We start from the raw sequence: 20,778 nt of genomic DNA, 5'->3' as shown, positions 1-20,778 counted from the left end.
TATGCCCTACAAAACGATCGACCTGGCCCGCCTCAGCTCCATCGGTATCGGACCCGTCGCCGAGGTCTACATGATTGACGGCGACGACTACCCGGAGGGCGCCTACCTCATCGGCGCCGCGAACAACGTCATTTTCGGCAGCGACCTCCCCCCGTTGATGAAACTCTCCAAAACCTACGATTTTATCCGCATCGAAGCGGGTGTTTTGCACATCGGGGCGGCGACCCCCGGCGGCAGAGTCGTCTCGTTTTGCAAAAAACACGATATCGGGGGCTTCGAGTTCCTCGCGCACCTTCCGGGTACCCTCGGCGGGATGCTGAAGATGAACGCGGGGCTGAAGGAGTACGAGATCTTCAACCGTCTCATTACCCTGCGTACGAAAAGCGGTTGGCATGCAAAAGCGGAGATTCCCCACGGCTACCGCACGACCGGAATTGACGAAGTCGTTTTCGAAGCGACTTTCGAGATCGCAGCGGGGTTCGACCCGTCCAAAATCGAGCTGTTCAAGCAGATGCGGGCCAACCAGCCCTCCGACCCCAGCGCCGGCAGCGCCTTTAAAAACCCTCCGGGTGACTACGCCGGTCGGCTGATCGAATCCGTCGGTCTCAAAGGGTATCGCATCGGGGACATGGCTTTCAGCACGATGCATGCGAATTTTCTGGTCAATCTGGGGAAAGGAACGTTTGAGGAAGCCGCGGCGCTGCTGGAACTCGCGCAGCATCGCGTGCAGGATGCCACAGGCATCCTGCTGAAGCGGGAAGTGATTATTATCGACCGCCGCTGGCTTTAGAAGCGCAGCATCAGGCCGCCGTAGACGCCGGTGTATTCACCCTTGTTGATATAATTGCCGATCGCGTACTGCACTTTGTGGATGCGGTAACCGATCTCCAGGCCCGGCTGGATGACCGGAAGGGACGTCAGCGTGTAGTCCGCCTTGATACGGAAATCGTACCCCTTGTTATCCTGGTAGTTCGTCACCTTGACCAGGGTCTCCAGACCGAGAGCGTCGAGCGGCTCCACCCGCGCGCGGGCGTAGGCGAGCGCCAGCGTCTCCGAATCATCGAAGCCTTTGCTGCCCGAGGTCACGTATTTGACGTCGAGCCCGATATCGACCGTGACGAAGAACGTGTCATCAAGGATGTTGTAATAGAGGATCCCGTCAAGCTCACTGACGTTGAACGAACTGCTCCCGTTGGGGTTGTGGGTCAGGTTCAGGTACTCCAGGCGGACGTTGGGGATGACCGGGACCGGGTGCTTGACATAGGCCCAAACGTAGAGGTCGTTCTCCGTATCAATGCCGAGATCATCTTTCAGATCAAGGGAAGGGTTGCCGTTTTTCGGTTCAAAAGTACCGCTAGGTGCAGCGTTGAAAGCACCGATACCGGCCTCGGCACGCAAAAAATCCGCTGACGCGTTCAGGGAGAAAAGTGCTGCGGCCAGTGCCGCTGCCGTTTTCATTTTCATAGACATCATCTACTCCATTATTACAAAGTTATCAAAACAGAGTATATCAGAAAAAAATTTCGCTCGGGAGTTCAGGGGGAGGTGCCCCTTTACAGGGCACTAGAAACGTAAAAATGCACCGAAGAAGAGGCCACTGAAATCGATGTCGCCTTTTAGCTCTTTATCGTCATCGATCTTGATCTGCTGCATCCGGTAGCCGACCTCGATGCCGGGCTGTACCACCGGGACAAAGGTCAGCGTCAAGTCTGCCTTGATACGCGCGTCATATACATACGACTTTTCATAGGTGATGTAGCTGCCCAATCCTTCAATACCGAGCCCCGTGCCGGGGATGTCGACCCGTGCCCGCATATAGACGAGCGGTACAATAAGGGTACCGCTTCTGCTGTAGCCGCCGTAGGCAAGAAGTCCATCGATCGGAGCTACGTCATATGTGTAACCGGCCACTTTAACATCCAGCCCCAGATCCAGGGTCGCCCAGAACGTACTGTTCAGCAGGCTGTAGTAGAGGATCGTATCATACGCCTGCACCTCAAAACGGCTTGTGGTGGTGGCCATCACTCCGAGCGGGAGGATAAGGTCAACCGTCGTATCGCCGTCACTGCTCATGCTGCTGTACTCCAGCCGCAGGTTCGGAAAAACAGGAATCGGATGCCTGATATAGAGCCATGCATACCCCATCCCTGTCTCTGTCTCCCGACACGTGCTATCCCCCGTTCCGTTTGACGTAGCGTAAGCCACGGTCCCCTTCGGCGTCTGCAACCAAGCACCGCCGCCCGCTCCGACCTCCAGCGCTTGGGAGAATCCCTGCAGGGAAAAGAGCAACAATGAAATAGCAATTTTTAGCAGATTATCCATAGGGTACGACCTTTCATCAGGTGGGGATACTATAACACAAAAGGGTGATGTCGGGGAGATTTGGGGGAAAGGAGAAGCCCTCCGCGAGGAGGGTGCGGCTTATTTTACTGCTGCGAGTGCAGCGTCGTAGTTCGGCTCTTCTGTGATTTCCGGAACGATCTCTTTGTAAGTGACCGTACCTTCAGCATCTACTGCAAAGATAGCACGGCAAGTAACGCCAGCCAGCGGGCCGTCAGCGATCAGAACACCGTAAGCGTTCGCGAAATCTTTGTTACGGAAATCCGAAGCGACTGTCAGGTTTTCGATACCTTCTGTAGAACAGAAGCGGCCGCCTGCGAACGGGAGGTCCATAGAAACGATTGTGAGATCAATGTCACCGAGCTCTGCTGCCTGCTTATTGAAGTTACGGGTTTCCGTTGCACACACCGGTGTGTCGAGGGACGGGACAACAACGATCAGCTGTTTTTTGCCGGACGCGCCGCCGACAACCTTGTCTGCCAGACCGTTAGAGTTTACGACTGTAACTTCCGGTGCTTTATCACCAACGTTTACTTCGTTACCTGCGAGGTTAACTGTGTTACCTTTGAGCATTGTAGTTGCCATATTGAGGCTCCTGTTTTTTTTGAGATGCAGGAGTTTTACATAATTCGGATAACTTTTGTCTTAATAGCCCCCAACCTGGGAACTCTTAAGTTGAGTTTAAAAATCAGATTTGGGTGCGCTATGGAGTTCGCCGATGGGGGTGAAGGATTTTTCCCCGTAGAGGTCGACGGCGATCCGCCCGATCATCGCCGCATTGTCCGAGCAGAACTGCAGCTGTGCCAGCAGCAGATCCGCGCCGTAGGGTGCCAGGAGCTCCTCGATACGCCCGCGCAGGTAGCGGTTGGCACTGGCGCCCCCGACGATGGCGAAACGTTCGGGCGGACGGGTTTTGAAATATTTTCGTAACTTTCGGAAAAGGTGCTCCGTGGCAATGTGCTCAAAGGAGGCGGCGATATCGGGGTAGTCCTCGCTGCTTCCCTCCTCGATGGCCAGGCGGACGGCGTTCTTGAGCCCCGAGTAGCTGAACGCCATCTCCCCCCGCTTCTGCAACGGGATGGGAAAGGGGTAACGCTCCCGGTCGCCCTCCAGCGCCAGTTTCTCGATGACCGGCCCACCGGGGTACCCCAGCCCCATCATCTTCGCGACCTTGTCGAAACTCTCCCCGAAGCTGTCGTCCATCGTCCGCATGACGGTCTCCATCCGATCCAGGCTCTCGACCTCGATCACCTGGGTATGCCCGCCGGAGACGAGCAGCACCGTCAGCGGGAACTGCGTCTCCTGCTCGATAAAAAGCGAATAGATATGCCCCTTGAGATGGTTGACGCCGATAAGCGGAATGTCCAGCGTCAGGCTGAGCGCCTTCGCCATCGTCACCCCTTCTACCAGGGTGACAGAGAGGCCCGGGGCATTCGTGACGGCAACGGCCTTGAGCTGCCCGAACCACCCTTTGCACTCCTCCAGGATCTTCGGCAGCGCCTCGGCATGCAGCCTTGAAGCCAGCTCCGGCACGACCCCGCCGTAAACGGCGTGCTCCAGCTCCTGGGAGATCTTTTTGTGGTAGACAAGCTTCTTCGTCGCTATCTCGGTGATCGCGATTGAGCTGTCGTCGCAGCTGCTTTCTATTGAGAGGATCAAAAAGTATCCTTTTTGCTCTTAATACGCTTCCAGAGCAAAGCCCCGCAAGCTACGCTAACGCTGAGTTCACTTCGGCAGTGTGCCCCCGCGCCTTGCGCTTTTACGCTGCGCGTTTTCTCAATGCATCCCATCACTTTATTTCCTGAAGCTGTTCCAAAATCCAAGGCCATTCGCCGTAACCGCTGTCGGCGTTGATATGCCCGGCATCTTCCAGGACCATCATCGGCACGTCCAGCGCCGCCCGAAGCGAGCGCACCTCCTCCGGCGTCATATAGGGATCGGTTGTCGACGTCACCAGCTGCACGTTTTCGGCAAAAAGGTTTGCAGGCGGCGTGACGGGAAAGAAGCTCTTGATCGTCTCGATCTCGCAGTCAAGCCGCGGCGGTGCGACGAGGAAGAGATGCTCTACGGGCGCAATCGCTCCCTCCTCGCAAAGATGAAACCAGAGGGTGTTTGCCAGGGAGTGGCAAATGACGACGTCGGGTCTGAACGCCTCCAGCATCGCTTTCACCTGACGCATCCAGCGGTTTTTGGAGGGGAAATGGGGATGGTCAAGCAACGGGAAGCAGACGGTGCCGTAATCCCTGGCCAGCTCCCCGGCCAGCCAGCTCTGCCAGTGCGGGTAATCGCTGCCGCCCCAACCGTGCAGCAGAAGGACCTTCTTGCTCATGACATTGCCCCCACATAAGCACGCACCTCTTCGTCGATGGCAAAGACCTCCTCGACGCTCCCCGGAACCCGGTCAAAATGCTCAAAGGCATCGACGACCCGGCGGGAGATGTCGAGGAAACCGATCTTCCCGGCGATAAACTGCGCGATGGCTGCCTCGTTGGCGGCATTGACGACGGCCCCGCGCTGCGGTTCACGCAGCAGAGCTTCCTTGATCTGCCAGACCGGGTAACGCTCCTGCGTGATCTCGCGGAACTCCAGCCCGCCGACTTTCAGCAGGTCCACGGGTTCGAGTATCTGCTCTTCGACCTTGCCCATCAGGGCGTAGGCGATCGGCAGCTGCATGTTCGCCCCGGCAATGTGCGCCGTCGTCGAACCGTCGGCGAAGTCGACGAAGGCGTGAATGAGCGAACGGGTCTCGATGATGGCGTCGTAGTCAAGCTCCCCGAAGAGCCACCGCGCTTCGAGCAGTTCGAAGAGCTTGTTCATCATCGAGGCGCTGTCGATGGTGATCTTCTGCCCCATGGACCAGTTGGGGTGCTTCAGGGCGTCCTCGAGGGTCGCTGCGGCAAGTTTCTCCAGCGGCCAGTCGCGAAATGCCCCGCCGCTGGCGGTGATGGTCATTTTCTTGACCGGGCGGCTCTCATTGAGAAGGTACCAGAGCCCGAAGTGCTCGCTGTCGATGGGGTGGATGCGGGAGGTGTCGATAAAGGCACCCGCCGCCACGAGGGACTCCTTGTTCGCCAGGGCGACCTTCTTGCCGCGCTCCAGCGCCTTGAGGGTCGGGCGAAGCCCCAGGAAGCCCACCAGGGCGTTGACGACGAACTCGGAGTCCGCCTCCTCGATCACCCGCAGAATCGCCTCCTCCCCGCTCAGGACGTTGGGGTGGTTGACCCTGGGGATGTCCGCTTCGTTCGCGATAACGACCCAGTTGGGTCGGTGCTTTGCGATCTGCTGGTTGAGGCGGTCGATACTGTTGCCGGCAACGAGGGCCTCGACGTTGAGCGAAAAGCGCTCGGCAATCGCGAGGGCGTTGACACCGATGGAACCGGTCGATCCGAGAATAATCATTTAGATTGTCCTACGGACCTATGGATACGGCAAGGGAACAAAGTCCCCTTACCTACGCTAACGCTGAGTTCACCTCGGCAGCGGACGCCCTGAAGGAAGTACCCTTGGGGTGCCCACGCACAGATAAACCGTGCTTGATTCCTATCCATCGGACCTTTTCTATACATTACACCAAACCGCGCAGCAAAATCACCATCACGACGGCGCCGAAGAGGTAGCCGTCAATGCGGTCGAGCACCCCGCCGTGGCCCGGCAGAACGTGGCCGCTGTCTTTGACGCCGGCTCTACGCTTGAGGTAGCTCTCGTAAAGGTCGCCGAACACGGCACTGACCGCCGTCGCCAGCGACACGGTAATCGCCACTTCAACATTCACGACACGTAGCCCCACAAAGACTCCGGCGACGGTGGCGATGACGATCCCGCCGACGACCCCTTCGAGGGTCTTGTTCGGGCTCGTCTCGGAAAACTTCGTCTTCCCAATGCTTTTACCGACAACATAGGCCCCGATATCGGCCGCGGCGACGACGACGATCAGCCAGGCCATCGCCACGAGACCGTAATCCTGATAGAGGGTCAGGAAGAAGAGCATCCCCGCCGTCGGGTACGCGAAGGGGAGGAAGAGGCGCCAGTCGGTACTGGGTTTGTAAGCGGCGTAGGCGGCGAAGACGACGCCCATCAACACAAAGAGGTCATCCGGATAGGGGTAGACGGCAGCCAGGAGCCAGAGCATTGCCGCGAAAGCGAATGAGGCGTTGTGGTGCAGGCCGTAGAGGTTGGCCGCCTCGTAGAAGGCGAGCAGGTAGACGCCGCCGAGGACCGCCCACATCAAAATGAAGTTGTCAATCCACCCCAGCAGGATCACCGCCCCGATCAGCGCGGCTCCCGTTACTACCCTTTTTGTCGTCTCCGTTGCTGCCATTTTCGTCCCGTTTTTAAAGCGATTATACAACAAGTAGGCTGTACGCCCCTATGCCCCGGGAACAGCGGCCTGTTTGGAGACGGTCATCGTTTCGTACTTGTTGTAGAGCACGTTCGCCCCCTCCTGGATCTTCACCTCGCGTCTCGGGGTGTAATCGACCTCGAAGAGCCCGGGGCTCATGACCGAAAAGTCGACGCAGAGCTTTGCCGCCGCCTCCAGGACGCTTTCGGGCACTTTCTGCTTGTCTGTCGTGATAATAACGTGTGTGGAGGGGCGGTCGCGTAGGTGCAGCCAGATATCCCGGGCGCGGGCACGCTGCAGCAGCGCGATGTTGCCCCGTTCGTTCTTGCCCAGCTGCACCTTGTACCCCTCGATCCAGAAGGTCTCGACGGCGTCGTCGCTCTTCTCTTTGGTGCGTCCCGTCTGTTTCGGCGGGAAGAGGCGAGCGATCTCTTCGACCGTCGCCGCCCCCTCGACCGTCGCGATAAAGTGCTCGAAGTGGCTGACCTTCCCCTCCAGCCCTTCACGCTCGATATGCATATTAAGTGCCTTCTGCTTCGTCTTCTTTGCCAGCTTGAAGAAATGGTCGCTCACCTGGTGGGCCGAGGCGAATGCGCGCGGGAGCTCGACTTCAACGGCAGTGCCGTCGTAATCGTCCAGCGTGAAGCGCGTCTGGTAGGGCTTGATCTTGTAGAGGTTGGCCAGGGCGAGGTTGCCCAGGTGCTGCAATCGCGCCGCCTCCGCCTCCAGCGCCGCTTCGTTTTCGAGGGCTTCCAGGTGTTTTTCGAGCCGGCTTAGCTTTTTGTGCAGCAGGCTGACTTTCTGCTGCTTTAGCGCCGTTAGCCGCGCTGCCTGCTCCCGGTCGCACACGTCGTACAGGTAGGCTTCCACGTCATCAAGGGGGTACTCCTTCGGCGTGAACGCCAGGGGTGGCGGCGGCAGCAGGGGCTGGCCGACACGCACGACCCGGTAGGAGGTGGACGCGTCGATGTGGCGCAGCGCCTCGAGGACGACCTCATCCTCGTCCAGGATGATCGCGTTGGTCGTTTTGCCGGTGAATTCGAGTTGCAGGATCGTTTTGGAGTGCTTGTACGCTCCGCTGAGCGCCGCTTCGATGCGGAGGATCTTGTCGTCGTTGTAAAGCGAAATATCCGTAATGACGGCGCGGTTGAACCGCTTGGCCAGCACGACGTCGAAGGGGGCCTGGTAGACCTTGCTCCGCCGGATGTCGTGGCGGCACATCGCCAGGTAGCTGTGCCCCTTCTGCATGTTGGCATAGAGGCTCTTCTCCCCCAGGACGATCTTGATCGTCGTGTCATTCACACGGTGGATGGCATTGATATGTTTGAAGGCCCGAAGGTACTCGGCGATCTGGCGCAGGTGGGAGAGTTTCATAGGGCGCATTATAGCGCAGGGGTGTTTAGGTGAATAGCCGTCGCCACCACGGCTTTTTACGTGCCGGGGAGAGAACTTTGCGTGTGCGTTCGCGGCGTTCGACCTGCAGCGTCAGCTCTTTGCGCAGGGCTTCAAGCTTTTCGGGCCGGACCAGCAGCTCCTCGTCACGCACCGCCGTCCCCCTTCGCGTTGAGATAGTTCATCAGCTCCCTTACTGCCTCTTCGTTCTTGATCCGGAACTTGATCTCGATGCGGCGCGACGCCTGCTTGTCCTCTTTGCCGTCCGCGCCCAGCACCGGCTCGGTGAAACTGCGGCCGCTGGCGCTGAGGTACTGCCGGAAAAGCTTCCGGTTCTTCGGGTACTGGGTGTAGAGGAAAGTCATCACCGCCAAAGCCCGCTGCTGGGAGAGCTCCAGGTTGAAAAGGTAGCTGCCGTCGGAGTTCGTATGCCCCTCGATGATGATCCGGTCGATGTAACGGCGCATCTGCTTGTCGCTGAGCAGGGCATCGATGTAGTGCCCCAGCACCCGGCTCAGCTCCTGCTTCGCTTCGGGTTTGAGCGTTGCTTCCCCCTGGTTGAAAAGCACGTTCGACGCAAAGCGCAGTGCACCGCTCTTGGGATCGATGCTGATCGAATCGCCCAGCTCCTCTTTGAGATGCTGTACGACCTTGACCTTGATCCCCGTGAGGTTCTTGATCTTGATGCGGGTGAGGTTCAGATCCTCCACCACCTTCTGGTAAGCGCGTTTTTTCAACAACAGCGCCTTTTCCAGCTCCGCCATCTCGTCGTCGCGCAGCTTGATCAGGTTCGTATCTTCGGCATGCTGTTTCTCGGCCGTCTCCAGTTCCGACGTGAGCCGCTCCGCCTCGCCCTGCAAGGTAGCGCGCTGCGTCTCCGTCTCCAGCAGCAGGGCTTTGAGCTGTTCCATCTCCTCGCGGGTCAGCGCCAGGGCAGTTGTCCGCTCATGCAGGGTCGTATTCATATCGTCTACAGAGATGCGCAGCCCCTCTGCTTCGCTCTGCAGCAGGGCCAGTTCCATGCTGAGGTGGGCGTTCTCCTCCCGGGAGGCCGCCAGCAGCGCCTGGATCTCCCGCAGCCGCTTTTTCTTCTCGGCCAGCGCCTTCTCGCTCAGTCCGAGCGCCGTTTTCTGTGCCTGCAGGTCCGCACGGATCGCAAAAAGATCCGAGCGCATCAATACTGTTTTGACGACAATCGCCCCCACCAGCAGGATAAAGACAAAGAGCAGCCCCGCCATCAGGTCGGCGTAGGAGATCCAGAAGTTCTGTTCCCGCTCCCCGTTGTCCCGTCGCCGCAGCATGCTCAGCGCGTCTCCCCGTCGCTTTTGTTCAGCCGGGCGATCTGCTCGACGATCTGGGCCGTCTCCGAATCAATCAGTTTCAAAGTACGCTGCAGTTTTTCCAGGAACTGCGCATCGAAACCGCGGATATGTTCGTCAAACTGCACGCCGACCCGGTCAATCTCCTGTTTCATCGATTCGATGTTGGAGAGCACCCCGCTGTAAAGCTCCCGGACGTTGCCCGCGTTGAGGTTCGCGAGGGCTTCACTGAGCCGGGCGATCTCTCCGCCCAGGGTCTCGGCAACAGTCACGCCGTGCTGGTACTCCCGGGCCAGGGTGTGCTGGCGCTGCTCCATCCGCTCATGCTCTTCACGCATCTGCGCCGCGAAACGCTCCACGCCCAGGCCGACACGCTGCAGCGCTTCCGCCGAAGCGGTCTGCTCCTTGGCGAGGCGGTCAAACAGTGTACCGCTCTGCGCCATCAGCTGCCCGAACGTTTCCGCCGCCTGCTGCTCCCGGTCGATGATCTGGCCGAAGATGTGCAGACGCTGCTCGAGGGTACGGTTCAGCTCCGTGACAAAATCGCGCGAGCTCATCGCATCAAAGAGCGTGTCGAGCTTCTCGAAGTGGGCCAGGCTTTTGCGGTAGTAGGTCTGCTCGATCTCTTTTTGCTCCCAGAAGAAGGGGTGTGTCACCTCGCGAAGCTCCGCCACGTCCCGATCAAAGCGGCTGATGCCGCTCTTTTCAAAGAAGATCCACCAGATGGAGAGGAAGATACCGTAGATGGAGACGTAAAAGGCCGTTCCCACCCCGCCGAGCAGCCGCGAGATCTCCTGCTCGAGCACTTCGGAGGTCTGGGCGGAAAAATCCGGCATCGAGATGGCGATGCTGATAAAGGTCCCCAGGATACCCAGCGTCGGAAAGATTCCGGCGGCCACGGAGGAGAAATTTTCGTTGCGTATCGTCCCCGCCGACTCGGCCAGAAAATCATCCAGCGTCGCGTTCGCCTTCTCGATCCCGGCGACGGCGAGGATGTTTTTGTTGATGAAGGCCGCCAGTGCCCGCTGGATGTTGCCGAAACCGCGGCGGAGTTTGCACGAGGCGTAGTAGGCGTTGTGCGGAGCGAAAAAGAGCCAGATCAGGAAGATAGCCCCCATCATGATGACACTGTGCAGTTCGACGTTGAAGTTCACAAGCCCCGCAAACCCCGCCATGGCGAAGAGCCAGAGCAGCAGCGGCAGCGACATCAGCCAGAACAGGCGGATGCCGCAGAGCGTGTGGCGTTTAAAGCGCTGGGACAGCGCCGCGAGATCCTCTTCGATAACCATTTCCCACTCCCGGATGCGTTTGGGTCATACTATCCTAAAACATCTAAGAAACCTGTACATCGGGCATGCCGAAGCGCCCCCTGTGCTATACTTCCGATATTCATTCAAGGAGGCCGGATGCGCGCACCGAAAGGGTTCGGAAAACGCTATTTTACGCTCAGCGCCATCCAGGCCTACAGCGCCGTCACCACCCTGCAGCGCCGCGAGAACCGCACGCTGGCACATCACGGGATCGTCAGCGATGAACGCGACGACGAAATCGAACTTGAAGACGAAGAGATGGCACTGGAACCCGCCGCGGCGGAGCTTCCCGGCGGCCGACGACGCCCCTGCCACTGCAACCTCCATTTTCACCGCCTCGCCTGCAGACGGTTGCGCACGCATGACCGTCCGCGACGCGCCCGAAACCCCTTCCGCCACACCCGTTCGACCCTCTCACCGCCCGCAGCGCCCTGCTACTTGACCCCATTATTCATTTCCAAAGGAACCCAATGAAACCCATCGTACTCTCCCTCGCCGCGTCCGCCCTCCTGAGCAGCGCCCTTTACGCCGAAGGCATCACCCTCGAGGCCCTGACCGTCACTTCCAGTCCCCTGCACAACACCGAGCTCAACGCCGCCGACAGTGTCGAGGTCTACACGGCCGAGGAGATCGAAAAGGCCCACGTCCAGTCGCTCTACGAGTTCATCACCCTGCAGACCTCCCTCTTTGCGCTGCCCTCCTACGGCAACCCGATGGCCCAGCGGCTCGACCTGCACGGCTACGGCATCGAGAACGGCTACCAGAACATCGTCGTCACCCTCAACGGCCGCCGCCTCAACAACATCGACATGGTCCCGCAGTTGCTCAGTTCCATCGCCCCCTCCGACATCGAACGCCTCGAGATCGTCAAAGGGGGCGGGATCGTCCTTGGCGGCGACGGCGCCAACGCGGGAGCGATCCACATCGTCACCAAAAACGACAGCAGCAAAGAGGTGCGTTTCTACGGCGGCATCTACGGTACCTACGACGCGGCGTTCCGTGTCGGCCACAGCGACGAGTTCCTGACGGTTTCCGCCTCCGGCGAAGCCTACCACACCGCCGGCACGCGCCATATCGATGCCGCGCAGAAACGAGACGAACAAAAGCTGGCAAACGGCACCTTCGACCTTGCGCTGACGCCAAGCGATCTCTTCGAATTCCGCCTCGGTGCGCAATCAAGCCGCATCGACGCCGCCTACGGAAGCACCCTGACCCAAAGCGAGTACAACGACGACCCCGCCCAACCGGGCGCCTTCCCGGCCCCGGCCTACCAGCAGTACGACGTCGATGCCTTCACTGCCGGCCTGACCCTCTCCCCGACGGCCGACCTCTCCGTCTCACTTGATACCTCTGTGGAGAAGAAAAAATCCGTCTACGACCTTCCCGCCTGGTTCTACCGCAGCACGGCCACCTACGACTACCGCACGGCGGCGCTGGCCCTCGACTTCGCGCGTGGCGGCCTGCAGCTCTCCCTGGGCGGCACGCTCTTCGACGGCAGCCGGAACGGCGGCGCGACGGCCTTTGCGATCGCCAACGAAACGACCAAAAAGAATGCGGCGGCCTATGCGCTGGCACAGTACCGCACGGGGGCCCATACCCTCAAGGCGGGCTACCGCTATGAGACCGTCAAATACGACTACAGCGACGCGAACAACTCCCTGGCGCGCTCCGAAACCCTTCACGGCATCGAAGCGGGCTACAACTTCCGTCTCAGCCCGGAGCGTTCCCTCTTTGTCAGCTACGCCCACGCCTACCAGGCACCCGACGTCGACCGTTTCTTCAACAGGGATTTCAGCGGCAACGTCACTTTCAACGGTTTTATCGACCCGATGACCTCCGACACCGTCACGGCGGGCTATACGGCGGTGACGGCAGCGAACAAGTTCAAGCTCTCCGCCTATTACGCCGCGCTTGAAAACGAGATCTACTACTACAGCGACCCCGCTTATATCGCCTCGGTCAACACGAATATCGACCGTTCCCACAAGATCGGCGTCGATCTGTTCGAACAGTGGAAGGTCACGGAAGGGTTCGCCCTCTCGTTCAACTACAACTACGTGCAGGCGGTCATCGACAAAGAAGTCCAGAACGGCGAGGATTTCGGCGGCAACGACTTGCCGGGCGTCAGCCCCCACACCGTGAAAGCGGCCCTCACGATCCTGCCGACGGACGCGCTGAGCGTCACCCTCTCGCACACCTACCGTTCGCAGGCCTACGCCATGAACGACTTCGGCAACAGCTTTGCGCAGAAGCAGCGTGCCTTCAACAGCACCGACGTCGTCGTGAATTATGAGACGGCCTCTTATGCGCTTTTTGCTAAAATCAACAACATGTTCGACAACGCAAACGGCCTCTGGATCGCAGACGACGCCATCTACCCCGTCAATTTCACCACTACCGCCCTCGCCGGGGCCACGCTGAAGTTCTAGGCATGATCCATACCCTGCAGGACCGCGAAAAGAGTGCGCTGCCTGCGGGACGTGCCGACTTCCTGCTGGCCGCGGCGGCTCAGGAGACCCCCGCACCCGGCCCGCTGACCCTATCAGTCAACGCCCTCACCCCTTTTGCCGCCCTCAAGATCCTCGACCTGGGCCTCACGTCAGAACCGGAAACGTACGAGACCGTGACCTTCGGCATCGCCCCGGAGGCCGCCTTCGATGCGAGAGCGCTCTTTGAGCAGGGGCGCGAGTTCGGGCGCTACTACAAACCTGCGGGTGACTACGTCATCCTCGGCGAAATCATCTCCCCGGACGCCGCGGATGCCGCGGCCCTGAGCGAACCGCTCCCCGGGATGGGGCTCTTCGAACAGCTCGGCCGCACGGCAGACGCTTTCTTGATGTTCGCCGCGGGCTTCGTGCTCGAGGCGTGCCGCCGCTTCCCCGTCGTCCTCGGCGGCGGAAGCAGGATGGCGGCGGTGCTGCTGATCGCCAACCGGGTCGTACGCCGCGACGGCCTGCCGATGGACCCGCGTAAACTCACCCTCTGCACGGCGAGCGGGATCGCGGAAACAGAGCGTGCCGCTACGCTGTCGCTGCTGGGTCGCCTCGACTTCCGCCCGCGGGCCCTCTACGCGGACCTCTCTTCATTTGACGGAAGGGAGTCCTACGCCGGCGCGGCCATGGCCTACGGCACCATGCAGGGGCTGAGCATGGCGCAGATCGCCGGGCAGGCCGAGGGCGGAGCGTAACCGATGCAGGCCCGCAACCTCGCCCTGAGGCCCTTCATTTGGTACAAGTTTTATAACGCCCTCTTTACCGGCATCTCGGTGGGGAGCATCTTTATCATCTATGCGCCGCTGCAGCCCTACGTCTACTCCCTGGGCGGGATCCTGCTGGCGTTGGCCATGCTCGTCATCGCGCGCTTTTACTCCCGCATCCTCAACCGGACCTGGTTCTGGCGCATCTCCCTCGCCGTTGAAGTCGTCATGCTGCTGCTCGTCATCTACTTCCTGCTCTTTTCCTACAGCTACGTCAGCGCCCTTTTCGTCTATGCCGGCTACCAGCTCACCTTCGCCTTCGGCTCCTACCTGGTGCGGGCCGAAACGATCCTGATCGAAAAAGCCAAGGCGCTGACCTACCTCGACGTCTACAAGCAGGCGGGCTACCTCGCCGGAATGCTCGTCTCGTTTCTCTTCTACCAGACGTTGGAGTACACGGCAGGCATCGATGAGAGCCAGGCGCAGGTCTACCTCGTACACTACGTCCTGCTGCTGGCGGAAATCGTCGTCATCTACTATCTCTACCGGGCCTTCCATCCCGTCAAAAGGAGAGGCTGATGACCTATTCGGCGTGGTTTGAGTCACATGCCGCGGCGCACAAAAAGATCGTGGAGAAATTGCTTGCCCGCGGCTACGGCAAAGCGGAGATCATCGACTATTTCGATTTTGACAATATGGTGGAGGCGGAGCCCGCATTCTGCCCGCTCTACGCGGAAAAGAAAAAGTGCCACGATATGGAGGGGCTCAACTGCTACCTCTGCGCCTGTCCCAACTTCCGTTTCAACGACGAAGGGATAGAGCGGCGCGGGGAGCAGACGCTCTACAGCAGCTGTGCGATCGCCTCAAAGGATGGAAAAGAAGGTGTCTACGGCGATGCCATACACCAGGATTGCTCCGGCTGTACGGTCCCCCACCACCGTGACTATATCGACAAGGTCTTCGATACGGAGTGGGAGCGGATCATGGCGGCGTGCCGCCGCGGTCAGTAGGGGGAGTTGGGCAGGCGATCGACCCGCTCGACCGTATTGCCCTGTTTGATGATCTTGACGCGGTCGCCCGGCAGGAAGCGGAGCTCGCCTTTGGCGACGATGACGATGTGCTCTCCACTGTCAAGCCGCACGGTCAGCTCCTGGGCGTTGGACTGTCCCGCCGCGCCGCCGACGTAGGCGCCGGCCAGCCCGCCGCCCAGCGTCGCCAGTCCCCGGCCGGGTCCCCGTCCGACGGTTGAACCGAAAATCGCCCCGATCAGCGCGCCGATAAAGGCCCCCGAACCGTCGTCGGAGATCCGTACCGGCCGCTCCTCGACCACCACACCCACAAGATAGTGCTTCACCTGCCGGTAGGTCCGGCCATCGTAATCGGCCCCCTGTCGGGTGGCACAGCCGCCGAGCACAAGCATCAGTGCCGTCGCTACAATGAGAAAACTTCGCATGGCATCTCCTTTCTCTGTAGTATAGTGTAAAAACGTGAGCATAATGTGAACGGCAGCGCCCCCTTACGAAACGCCCCTCGGTTAAAAATATTTGTAGTCGCTCCGTTTTTGGCGAATCTAAGCCGCGGCCTTTTAAAATAATAATTATGAGCAAGGAAAATAAAAGACCGCAGAACGACCCCTACAAAGATTACGAGCCCGAGGTGGTGGAGTACGACCCGGATGTGGACGGCGGCGAGGAGCACCTGATCCGCGACGAACTGCTCGCGGAAAAAGAGCGCCTCAAGGATGTGATTACCCGCCTCAAAGAGAAAAACCGCGGTAACCGTAAAGTCCGGCGTTAACGCCCCGGACTAACCCCTCCTTAAACCGCCTTAATCTACAATCGCGGAAAAATTCCCGGGATTTGTTCATGATTCAAGAAGCCCATAACGCCTACAATGAGCAGGATTTTGCCACCGCGTTCGCCCTCTACAGCGACCTCGCCGAAGCCGGAAACGCGGATGCGCAGGCCTCTTTAGGCTACATGTACCAGCAGGGGCAGGGCACGGCCGTCGATGATGCCGCAGCACTGAAATGGTACGAAAAAGCCGCCGAGCAGAAACAGCCCTACGCGCTTTTCAACCTCGCCATCCTCTACGCCAATGGCCTCGGCGGCGTTGCCCACGACCAGTTCAAAGCCCACGAATACTACCTTGATGCCGCCGTGCATGAAGTTCCGCAGGCGATGTACGAGACGGCGATGATGCTTGAGCGGGGACTGGGCTGCGTGCAGAACTACTCGGAGGCAGCCTTCTGGTACGAAGAGGCCGCCAAGCGCGGCCACCGCGAAGCCTTCAACAACCTCGGCGTCTTCTACAAGGAGGGCCACGGCGTCCACCAGGACTTCGATCGCGCCTACGTCTGCTTCTCCCGCGCGGCGGAGGCGGGACTGGCACAGGCGCAGTTCAACCTCGGCCTCCTCTACGACCAAGGGCTCGGTGTCGAAGAGGACCACGACAAAGCACTCGAGTGGTGCCGCAAAGCCGCCTACAACGGCCACGAAAAAGCCAAAGAGATCATCAAGGGTCTGCAGGACGAAGGGAAGATCGTTTTCTGATCCCTGCACGCTGCGGCGTACTTCATCACAGGTAAAGCGTGCCTGTTTTCCTATATAATGAGCGTTTAGCAAACCAAAAAGGCGTAGAGATGTTTACAGGGTTGATCCGGGAGATGGCGACGGTGAAGCGGTTCAGCGGAGAGCGCCTGAGCCTCAAAGCCGCCTACCGCCCGAAACTCGGCGACTCCATCGCCATCAACGGCGCCTGCCTCAGCGTCGTCTCCCTGGAGAGCGACGGTTTTACCGTCGAGCTCTCCCCCGAAACCCAGGGGATCATCGCGACGGAGAACCTCAAAGGGCACGTGCATATCGAACCGGCCATGCAGTTCGGCGACCGGCTCGAGGGGCACATCGTCCAGGGGCACATCGATACCGTCGGCACCGTCAAGCGCATCACCGACAACGGCAACAGCTACGACGTCGTCATCGAAGTCGACAAGAAGTTCATCCCCTACATCGTCCCCAAAGGCTCCATCGCCATCGACGGCGTCAGCCTCACCGTCAATGACGTTTACGAGAGCAGCTTCCGTCTCACCATCATCCCCATCACGATGCGCGAAACCCTCTTCGGCAGTTACAGCAGCGGTACGAAGGTGAATATCGAAACGGACATGTTCGCCCGCTATATCGCCCACTTCCTGGCCCACAAGGATGCGAAACTCGACTGGGAAACCGCCGAGCGCTTTACGGCGCTTTACTAAATCTTTTTTATACCTTCAGAATTCCCATCATATTCAGCATGACGATGACCAGCGCCACCGGTGCGATATAGCGCAAGCTGAAGTGCCAGATGCCGTAGGCAAAGCCCATTTGCTGTTTCAACGCCGCTTCGACACGGTTCGGTTCGATGACGTAACCGATAAAGATCGCCATGACGAGCCCGCCCGTCGGGAGCAGGATCGCCGCGGTGATATAGTCGATCCAGTCGAAAAGGTTCTTGCCGTCCCAGGTGAGCAGCGCGCCGTAATCACTGCTCCCCGAATAGATAACGGCGATACCCACAAGGTAGAAGAAGAGCCCCATCGTCGCCGACGCCTTGAAACGGCTCCACCCGAAACGGTCTATGGCCAGCTGGACCATCGGCTCGACAAGAGAGACGGCAGAGGTGAGCCCCGCGAAAGCGAGGGAGATGAAAAAGAGCACGGCAAAAACGTTGCCGAGCGTCCCCATCTCGTAAAAGACCGCCGGCAGCGAGATAAAGACGAGACCCGGACCGGCGGAGGGCTCCGCGCCGTACTGATAGAGGAAGGTAAAGAGCATCAACCCCGCCAGCAGGGCGATGCCCGTATCAAGCGCCACGACGACGAGGGCACTTTTGACGAGGTTGCTCTCCTTGGGCAGGGAGGCCGAGTAGGTGAGCAGGGAGCCCATCCCGAGTGAGAGGGTGAAAAAGGCGTGCCCGACGGCGGTGACGAAGGCCTCGGAGTTGAGCTTGCTCCAGTCGGCGCTGAACATGAAATCCCACGCCTGTGCAAACGCCGTCTGGGTCGTCGCGTAGAGGAACATCCCGCCGACGATGAGAAAGAGCATCGGCATCAGCACGAGGTTCAGCTTTTCGATACCGCCCTTGATCCCGCGGATGACGATGGCGGTGATGATCGCGAAGGCGAGGGTGTGGTAGAAGATCTGGGTTTTGATATCCGATCCCAGCATCGTCTTAAAGAGCCCTGCGGCCTCTTCCGGTGAGGAGGGAAGATTGCCGAGAGAGACAAAGATGTAGTTGAAGATCCAGCCGATGACGACGGAGTAAAAGGTCATGATGAGCAGGCCCGTAAAGGCCATGAAACCGCCCCATTTCCACGCAGCTTTATGCCGCGGGGCCAGCACTTCGAAGGCCGTCAGCGTGTCGCGGCGGCTAAGGTAGCCGATAAGCAGTTCGGCGATCATGACCGAAAAACCTATCAGCATCACGGTAAAAAGATAGACCATGACGAAGGCGCCGCCGCCGTACTCCCCCGTGATGTAGGGGAATTTCCAGATATTGCCCAGCCCGACCGCACTCCCGGCGGCGGCGAGGATAAACCCTATTCGGCTAAAACGTGCTATTTTCATCAAGGTTTCCTAGGTTCGTTGTATACCCGGTCTATTTAAACAAAAAAGTATTGACAAAGGGCTTAACATCAGTTATAATTTCGCCTCACTTATCCGGATTATCCGTGTGAGGTGACAAGGTCGGGGTGTAGCTCAGTATGGTTAGAGTACTTGGTTTGGGACCAAGGGGCCGAAGGTTCGAGTCCTTTCACCCCGACCACCTCTACAACATTCTTCATGGTGGGTATAGCTCAGTCGGTTAGAGCACCAGTTTGTGGCACTGGGGGTCGTGGGTTCGAACCCCATTACCCACCCCATGTTTTGACAACATTCCCGATAAAATATTTTTTGATAAAACATACGTTTTTACACTATGGAAGCGCCCGTGGCTCAACTGGATAGAGTATCGGACTTCGGATCCGACGGTTATAGGTTCGAATCCTATCGGGCGTACCACCGGGGCTTCCCCATTTACAGATGCGCTCTTAGCTCAGCTGGATAGAGCAATGCCCTTCTAAGGCATCGGTCGCAGGTTCGAATCCTGCAGGGCGTACCACTTTATTTATACGCCAAACGAGCAAAGCCCGTTTGACTACGCTAACGCTGTGTTTGCTTCAGCAGCAGGCTCGCGCACCCTTGGTGCTTTTGGAAATATGCTTCGCTGTTTCCGATCAAAAAATCATATCCGTTCAAACCTCTGAACGATTATGCGGACGTGGTGGAATTGGTAGACACGCCAGACTTAGGATCTGGTGCCCAAAAGGTGTGGAGGTTCAAGTCCTCTCGTCCGCACCACCCTTTTTTTATCCCCCCTCTTATTTTCTTCCTGATCCTTAAGCATTTCCTTAACGCCGTAACGAAAACCGTAAACAAGAAAAATTATCCTACATTACTGCATCAGAACACTCAAGGAGACGCCATGAAGCGAAACCGCTCTATCGCCTCACTGCTGCTGGCCGGACTGCTCTTTGTCCCGGCATTCGCTCTGGCTCATGAAACGCCCCAGGAGCCCCGCATCAAAGTAGCAGCAGTCGGAACGGCTTCCCCGACTGACGACCGCAAAACCGCAGCCAGTGAGACGGCCGAAACGCGCACACACCCCTCCGTGCACACCAACCTCGCCGACTGTAGCTACACTCCCGACGAAACCTTCGCGGTGACCGACGCCATCTGCCACTGAGCGGTAATCTCTATCTCCCCGGCCGAACCGGTCGATAAAGAGCAGAACGGACTACCGACGCGGACATGGTGGAATTGGCAGACACGCCAAACTTAGGATCTGGTACCCAAAAGGTATGTCTCGTCCGTACCATTTTCAAACGCTTTTTCCTTAAGCTTATTTTCTTACAATGGTTGCACCCTAATGCTGCAGGCTGTCCGATCATGTATCAAAAACTTCGAGAATGCTTTTTACTCGCTATCTTTACCCTTCCCACATTTGCCGCCGCGCAAGATTATCAGTATCAAAACGGCACCTATTTTGATATGGGGGTCGCCTCCAAAACCTTCAAGAAAGTCCTCTTCGCCGTGCCCTCCGATCTGTACAACTTTGCGGTCGACCCCTTTTTATACCCGGATAAATCGCTGACGGCTCTGGGTATCGTCGGCGGGCTCGTGCTGGTCGACAAGCCCACGACGACGTTTTACCAGGAGAACATCGAGTCCAATATCAACTACTCCCTGGACACGATCTTCCCCAATAGCGGTATGACAAAATTGATGCGGCGCGGTGCCGACAGCTGGCTGACGTACGGCATGGCTTTCTCCTATCTTGGAGGGGTTGCCTTCGGTGACGAACGTACGCAAGCTGCTGCGCTGTTAGCGATAAAGGCCACGGCTTACTCTTATGCCATCAGCCACGTCATCCTGAAAACCCTTACGGGCAGACAGCGTCCGATGGACGATCTGAAAAACTGCACGGATTCGAGAAGCATTTACCATACCTGCGACCCCTATGATTTCGGGAACTGGCACTGGCCGCCGACATTTAACACGGAGCAGGACGGGACCTCCATGCCCTCGTTTCATACGACGATGTATTTCAGCGTCGCACGCGTCGTCGCCGAAGTCTACGACTCGTATTGGCTCCCCTATCTGGGTGCCGGTGTTTTGTTTGCATCCGCTATCAAAGGACATCAGCACTGGGTCAGCGACCTTGTAGCCGGCGGTATTATCGGGACCTGGATCGGGCATGAAGTCGTCTACAGCTACACCAAAAACGCGCAAGGAGAAAGGGCGCAAACTTACACCATCTCTCCTACCCCATACGGCTTCGTCGTCTCCATTGCCTTCTAGCGGC

General features: G+C 58.6%; 24 protein-coding genes and 5 tRNA genes. 16 read left to right on the top strand and 13 right to left on the bottom strand.

Annotated features, from left to right (window positions below; all coding sequences use genetic code 11):
- Position 1: 1 nt before the first annotated feature.
- A complete protein-coding gene (locus WCX72_RS00850) occupies positions 2-790 on the top strand; it encodes a UDP-N-acetylmuramate dehydrogenase (RefSeq protein WP_345970338.1) in 789 nt (262 codons plus the stop codon).
- On the opposite strand, the gene WCX72_RS00845 is transcribed toward WCX72_RS00850, so the two are convergent.
- The 11 genes from WCX72_RS00845 to WCX72_RS00795 form a co-directional block, all read right to left on the bottom strand.
- Positions 787-1,473, bottom strand: a complete 687-nt coding sequence (locus tag WCX72_RS00845; RefSeq protein ID WP_345970337.1) for a TIGR04219 family outer membrane beta-barrel protein — start codon at positions 1,471-1,473, stop codon at positions 787-789. The genes WCX72_RS00850 and WCX72_RS00845 overlap by 4 nt on opposite strands.
- Before the next feature lie 90 nt (positions 1,474-1,563).
- A complete protein-coding gene (locus WCX72_RS00840; protein ID WP_345970336.1) occupies positions 1,564-2,322 on the bottom strand; it encodes a TIGR04219 family outer membrane beta-barrel protein in 759 nt (252 codons plus the stop codon).
- Positions 2,323-2,421: 99 nt separating this feature from the next.
- On the bottom strand, positions 2,422-2,925 hold the full coding sequence (gene tpx / locus WCX72_RS00835) for a thiol peroxidase (protein ID WP_231019707.1): 504 nt from the start codon (positions 2,923-2,925) through the stop codon (positions 2,422-2,424).
- Positions 2,926-3,021: 96 nt separating this feature from the next.
- Positions 3,022-3,999, bottom strand: coding sequence for a tRNA (adenosine(37)-N6)-threonylcarbamoyltransferase complex transferase subunit TsaD (tsaD, locus tag WCX72_RS00830; RefSeq protein ID WP_345970335.1), 978 nt, complete (start codon positions 3,997-3,999; stop codon positions 3,022-3,024).
- 130 nt (positions 4,000-4,129) lie between these two features.
- A complete protein-coding gene (locus WCX72_RS00825) occupies positions 4,130-4,669 on the bottom strand; it encodes an alpha/beta hydrolase (RefSeq protein WP_345970334.1) in 540 nt (179 codons plus the stop codon).
- Positions 4,666-5,739, bottom strand: coding sequence for a 1-deoxy-D-xylulose-5-phosphate reductoisomerase (gene dxr, locus WCX72_RS00820; protein WP_345970333.1), 1,074 nt, complete (start codon positions 5,737-5,739; stop codon positions 4,666-4,668). The genes WCX72_RS00825 and dxr overlap by 4 nt, the downstream gene beginning before the upstream one ends.
- A gap of 166 nt (positions 5,740-5,905) precedes the next feature.
- Positions 5,906-6,658: a phosphatidate cytidylyltransferase gene (locus WCX72_RS00815; RefSeq protein ID WP_345970332.1), complete on the bottom strand. Its 753-nt coding sequence runs from the start codon at positions 6,656-6,658 to the stop codon at positions 5,906-5,908.
- Between the two features lie 48 nt (positions 6,659-6,706).
- The gene (locus tag WCX72_RS00810) at positions 6,707-8,053 is read right to left on the bottom strand and encodes an NFACT RNA binding domain-containing protein (RefSeq protein ID WP_345970331.1); all 1,347 of its coding nucleotides are present in this window, start codon (positions 8,051-8,053) and stop codon (positions 6,707-6,709) included.
- A 25-nt stretch (positions 8,054-8,078) separates the two neighbouring features.
- Complete coding sequence (locus WCX72_RS00805) at positions 8,079-8,225, bottom strand: hypothetical protein (protein WP_345970329.1); 147 nt, start codon at positions 8,223-8,225, stop codon at positions 8,079-8,081.
- A complete protein-coding gene (locus WCX72_RS00800) occupies positions 8,218-9,372 on the bottom strand; it encodes an OmpA family protein (RefSeq protein ID WP_345970328.1) in 1,155 nt (384 codons plus the stop codon). Before WCX72_RS00800 ends, WCX72_RS00805 begins: the two co-directional genes overlap by 8 nt.
- Positions 9,373-9,374: 2 nt before the next feature.
- The gene (locus WCX72_RS00795; RefSeq protein WP_345970327.1) at positions 9,375-10,679 is read right to left on the bottom strand and encodes a MotA/TolQ/ExbB proton channel family protein; all 1,305 of its coding nucleotides are present in this window, start codon (positions 10,677-10,679) and stop codon (positions 9,375-9,377) included.
- A gap of 117 nt (positions 10,680-10,796) precedes the next feature.
- Here WCX72_RS00795 and WCX72_RS00790 point away from each other — a divergent pair, with 117 nt between their 5' ends.
- The 5 genes from WCX72_RS00790 to WCX72_RS00770 are packed head-to-tail and all read left to right on the top strand — an operon-like array spanning position 10,797 to position 14,906.
- Positions 10,797-11,174, top strand: a complete 378-nt coding sequence (locus WCX72_RS00790; protein WP_345970326.1) for a hypothetical protein — start codon at positions 10,797-10,799, stop codon at positions 11,172-11,174.
- Positions 11,171-13,129: a TonB-dependent receptor gene (locus tag WCX72_RS00785; protein ID WP_345970325.1), complete on the top strand. Its 1,959-nt coding sequence runs from the start codon at positions 11,171-11,173 to the stop codon at positions 13,127-13,129. Before WCX72_RS00790 ends, WCX72_RS00785 begins: the two co-directional genes overlap by 4 nt.
- Positions 13,130-13,131: 2 nt before the next feature.
- Positions 13,132-13,887 carry a hypothetical protein gene (locus WCX72_RS00780; protein WP_345970324.1) on the top strand — a complete coding sequence of 252 codons (756 nt, stop codon included), beginning with the start codon at positions 13,132-13,134 and terminating at the stop codon, positions 13,885-13,887.
- A 3-nt stretch (positions 13,888-13,890) separates the two neighbouring features.
- Positions 13,891-14,475, top strand: coding sequence for a hypothetical protein (locus tag WCX72_RS00775; RefSeq protein ID WP_345970322.1), 585 nt, complete (start codon positions 13,891-13,893; stop codon positions 14,473-14,475).
- Positions 14,475-14,906, top strand: coding sequence for a hypothetical protein (locus WCX72_RS00770; RefSeq protein WP_345970321.1), 432 nt, complete (start codon positions 14,475-14,477; stop codon positions 14,904-14,906). The genes WCX72_RS00775 and WCX72_RS00770 overlap by 1 nt, the downstream gene beginning before the upstream one ends.
- Here the strand turns inward: WCX72_RS00770 and WCX72_RS00765 are convergent.
- Positions 14,900-15,349 carry a hypothetical protein gene (locus WCX72_RS00765; protein WP_345970320.1) on the bottom strand — a complete coding sequence of 150 codons (450 nt, stop codon included), beginning with the start codon at positions 15,347-15,349 and terminating at the stop codon, positions 14,900-14,902. The two genes, WCX72_RS00770 and WCX72_RS00765, sit on opposite strands and share 7 nt — an antisense overlap.
- A gap of 146 nt (positions 15,350-15,495) precedes the next feature.
- On the opposite strand from WCX72_RS00765, the gene WCX72_RS00760 reads away from it, so the two are divergent.
- From WCX72_RS00760 to ribE, 3 genes are all read left to right on the top strand, one after another.
- Entirely contained in the window at positions 15,496-15,693 is a 198-nt protein-coding gene (locus WCX72_RS00760) for a hypothetical protein (RefSeq protein WP_345970319.1), read from the top strand.
- A gap of 68 nt (positions 15,694-15,761) precedes the next feature.
- Complete coding sequence (locus WCX72_RS00755) at positions 15,762-16,448, top strand: tetratricopeptide repeat protein (protein ID WP_345970318.1); 687 nt, start codon at positions 15,762-15,764, stop codon at positions 16,446-16,448.
- A gap of 89 nt (positions 16,449-16,537) precedes the next feature.
- The gene (gene ribE / locus WCX72_RS00750) at positions 16,538-17,149 is read left to right on the top strand and encodes a riboflavin synthase (RefSeq protein WP_345970317.1); all 612 of its coding nucleotides are present in this window, start codon (positions 16,538-16,540) and stop codon (positions 17,147-17,149) included.
- A 7-nt stretch (positions 17,150-17,156) separates the two neighbouring features.
- On the opposite strand, the gene WCX72_RS00745 is transcribed toward ribE, so the two are convergent.
- Positions 17,157-18,500, bottom strand: a complete 1,344-nt coding sequence (locus WCX72_RS00745) for a sodium-dependent transporter (RefSeq protein ID WP_345970316.1) — start codon at positions 18,498-18,500, stop codon at positions 17,157-17,159.
- 121 nt (positions 18,501-18,621) lie between these two features.
- Between WCX72_RS00745 and WCX72_RS00740 the strand changes: the two genes are divergently transcribed.
- The 7 genes from WCX72_RS00740 (at position 18,622) to WCX72_RS00710 (ending at position 20,774) form a co-directional block, all read left to right on the top strand.
- Positions 18,622-18,699, top strand: a tRNA-Pro gene (locus tag WCX72_RS00740).
- A gap of 20 nt (positions 18,700-18,719) precedes the next feature.
- Positions 18,720-18,796: transfer RNA gene (locus tag WCX72_RS00735), tRNA-His, on the top strand.
- Between the two features lie 62 nt (positions 18,797-18,858).
- Positions 18,859-18,935 (top strand) — tRNA-Arg (locus tag WCX72_RS00730).
- A 23-nt stretch (positions 18,936-18,958) separates the two neighbouring features.
- Positions 18,959-19,035 (top strand) — tRNA-Arg (locus WCX72_RS00725).
- 153 nt (positions 19,036-19,188) lie between these two features.
- Positions 19,189-19,274: transfer RNA gene (locus WCX72_RS00720), tRNA-Leu, on the top strand.
- A 124-nt stretch (positions 19,275-19,398) separates the two neighbouring features.
- Positions 19,399-19,659 carry a hypothetical protein gene (locus WCX72_RS00715; protein ID WP_345970315.1) on the top strand — a complete coding sequence of 87 codons (261 nt, stop codon included), beginning with the start codon at positions 19,399-19,401 and terminating at the stop codon, positions 19,657-19,659.
- A gap of 203 nt (positions 19,660-19,862) precedes the next feature.
- Complete coding sequence (locus WCX72_RS00710; protein ID WP_345970314.1) at positions 19,863-20,774, top strand: phosphatase PAP2 family protein; 912 nt, start codon at positions 19,863-19,865, stop codon at positions 20,772-20,774.
- The last annotated feature ends 4 nt before the right edge of the window (positions 20,775-20,778 follow it).

The organism is Thiomicrolovo immobilis (genome assembly GCF_039645955.1).
In the GTDB taxonomy this organism is placed as follows: domain Bacteria; phylum Campylobacterota; class Campylobacteria; order Campylobacterales; family Sulfurimonadaceae; genus Thiomicrolovo; species Thiomicrolovo diazotrophicus.
This window is presented reverse-complemented; position numbering and strand designations above follow the sequence as displayed.

Excerpts from the sequence above, each read along its gene's own strand:
- WCX72_RS00850 (WP_345970338.1), top strand. The coding sequence starts at position 2 with ATGCCCTACAAAACGATCGACCTGGCCCGCCTCAGCTCCATCGGTATC.
- WCX72_RS00845 (WP_345970337.1), bottom strand. The coding sequence starts at position 1,473 with ATGATGTCTATGAAAATGAAAACGGCAGCGGCACTGGCCGCAGCACTT.
- WCX72_RS00840 (WP_345970336.1), bottom strand. The coding sequence starts at position 2,322 with ATGGATAATCTGCTAAAAATTGCTATTTCATTGTTGCTCTTTTCCCTG.
- tpx (WP_231019707.1), bottom strand. The coding sequence starts at position 2,925 with ATGGCAACTACAATGCTCAAAGGTAACACAGTTAACCTCGCAGGTAAC.
- WCX72_RS00825 (WP_345970334.1), bottom strand. The coding sequence starts at position 4,669 with ATGAGCAAGAAGGTCCTTCTGCTGCACGGTTGGGGCGGCAGCGATTAC.
- dxr (WP_345970333.1), bottom strand. The coding sequence starts at position 5,739 with ATGATTATTCTCGGATCGACCGGTTCCATCGGTGTCAACGCCCTCGCG.
- WCX72_RS00815 (WP_345970332.1), bottom strand. The coding sequence starts at position 6,658 with ATGGCAGCAACGGAGACGACAAAAAGGGTAGTAACGGGAGCCGCGCTG.
- WCX72_RS00810 (WP_345970331.1), bottom strand. The coding sequence starts at position 8,053 with ATGAAACTCTCCCACCTGCGCCAGATCGCCGAGTACCTTCGGGCCTTC.
- WCX72_RS00800 (WP_345970328.1), bottom strand. The coding sequence starts at position 9,372 with ATGCTGCGGCGACGGGACAACGGGGAGCGGGAACAGAACTTCTGGATC.
- WCX72_RS00795 (WP_345970327.1), bottom strand. The coding sequence starts at position 10,679 with ATGGTTATCGAAGAGGATCTCGCGGCGCTGTCCCAGCGCTTTAAACGC.
- WCX72_RS00790 (WP_345970326.1), top strand. The coding sequence starts at position 10,797 with ATGCGCGCACCGAAAGGGTTCGGAAAACGCTATTTTACGCTCAGCGCC.
- WCX72_RS00785 (WP_345970325.1), top strand. The coding sequence starts at position 11,171 with ATGAAACCCATCGTACTCTCCCTCGCCGCGTCCGCCCTCCTGAGCAGC.
- WCX72_RS00780 (WP_345970324.1), top strand. The coding sequence starts at position 13,132 with ATGATCCATACCCTGCAGGACCGCGAAAAGAGTGCGCTGCCTGCGGGA.
- WCX72_RS00775 (WP_345970322.1), top strand. The coding sequence starts at position 13,891 with ATGCAGGCCCGCAACCTCGCCCTGAGGCCCTTCATTTGGTACAAGTTT.
- WCX72_RS00770 (WP_345970321.1), top strand. The coding sequence starts at position 14,475 with ATGACCTATTCGGCGTGGTTTGAGTCACATGCCGCGGCGCACAAAAAG.
- WCX72_RS00765 (WP_345970320.1), bottom strand. The coding sequence starts at position 15,349 with ATGCGAAGTTTTCTCATTGTAGCGACGGCACTGATGCTTGTGCTCGGC.
- WCX72_RS00760 (WP_345970319.1), top strand. The coding sequence starts at position 15,496 with ATGAGCAAGGAAAATAAAAGACCGCAGAACGACCCCTACAAAGATTAC.
- WCX72_RS00755 (WP_345970318.1), top strand. The coding sequence starts at position 15,762 with ATGATTCAAGAAGCCCATAACGCCTACAATGAGCAGGATTTTGCCACC.
- ribE (WP_345970317.1), top strand. The coding sequence starts at position 16,538 with ATGTTTACAGGGTTGATCCGGGAGATGGCGACGGTGAAGCGGTTCAGC.
- WCX72_RS00745 (WP_345970316.1), bottom strand. The coding sequence starts at position 18,500 with ATGAAAATAGCACGTTTTAGCCGAATAGGGTTTATCCTCGCCGCCGCC.
- WCX72_RS00715 (WP_345970315.1), top strand. The coding sequence starts at position 19,399 with ATGAAGCGAAACCGCTCTATCGCCTCACTGCTGCTGGCCGGACTGCTC.
- WCX72_RS00710 (WP_345970314.1), top strand. The coding sequence starts at position 19,863 with ATGTATCAAAAACTTCGAGAATGCTTTTTACTCGCTATCTTTACCCTT.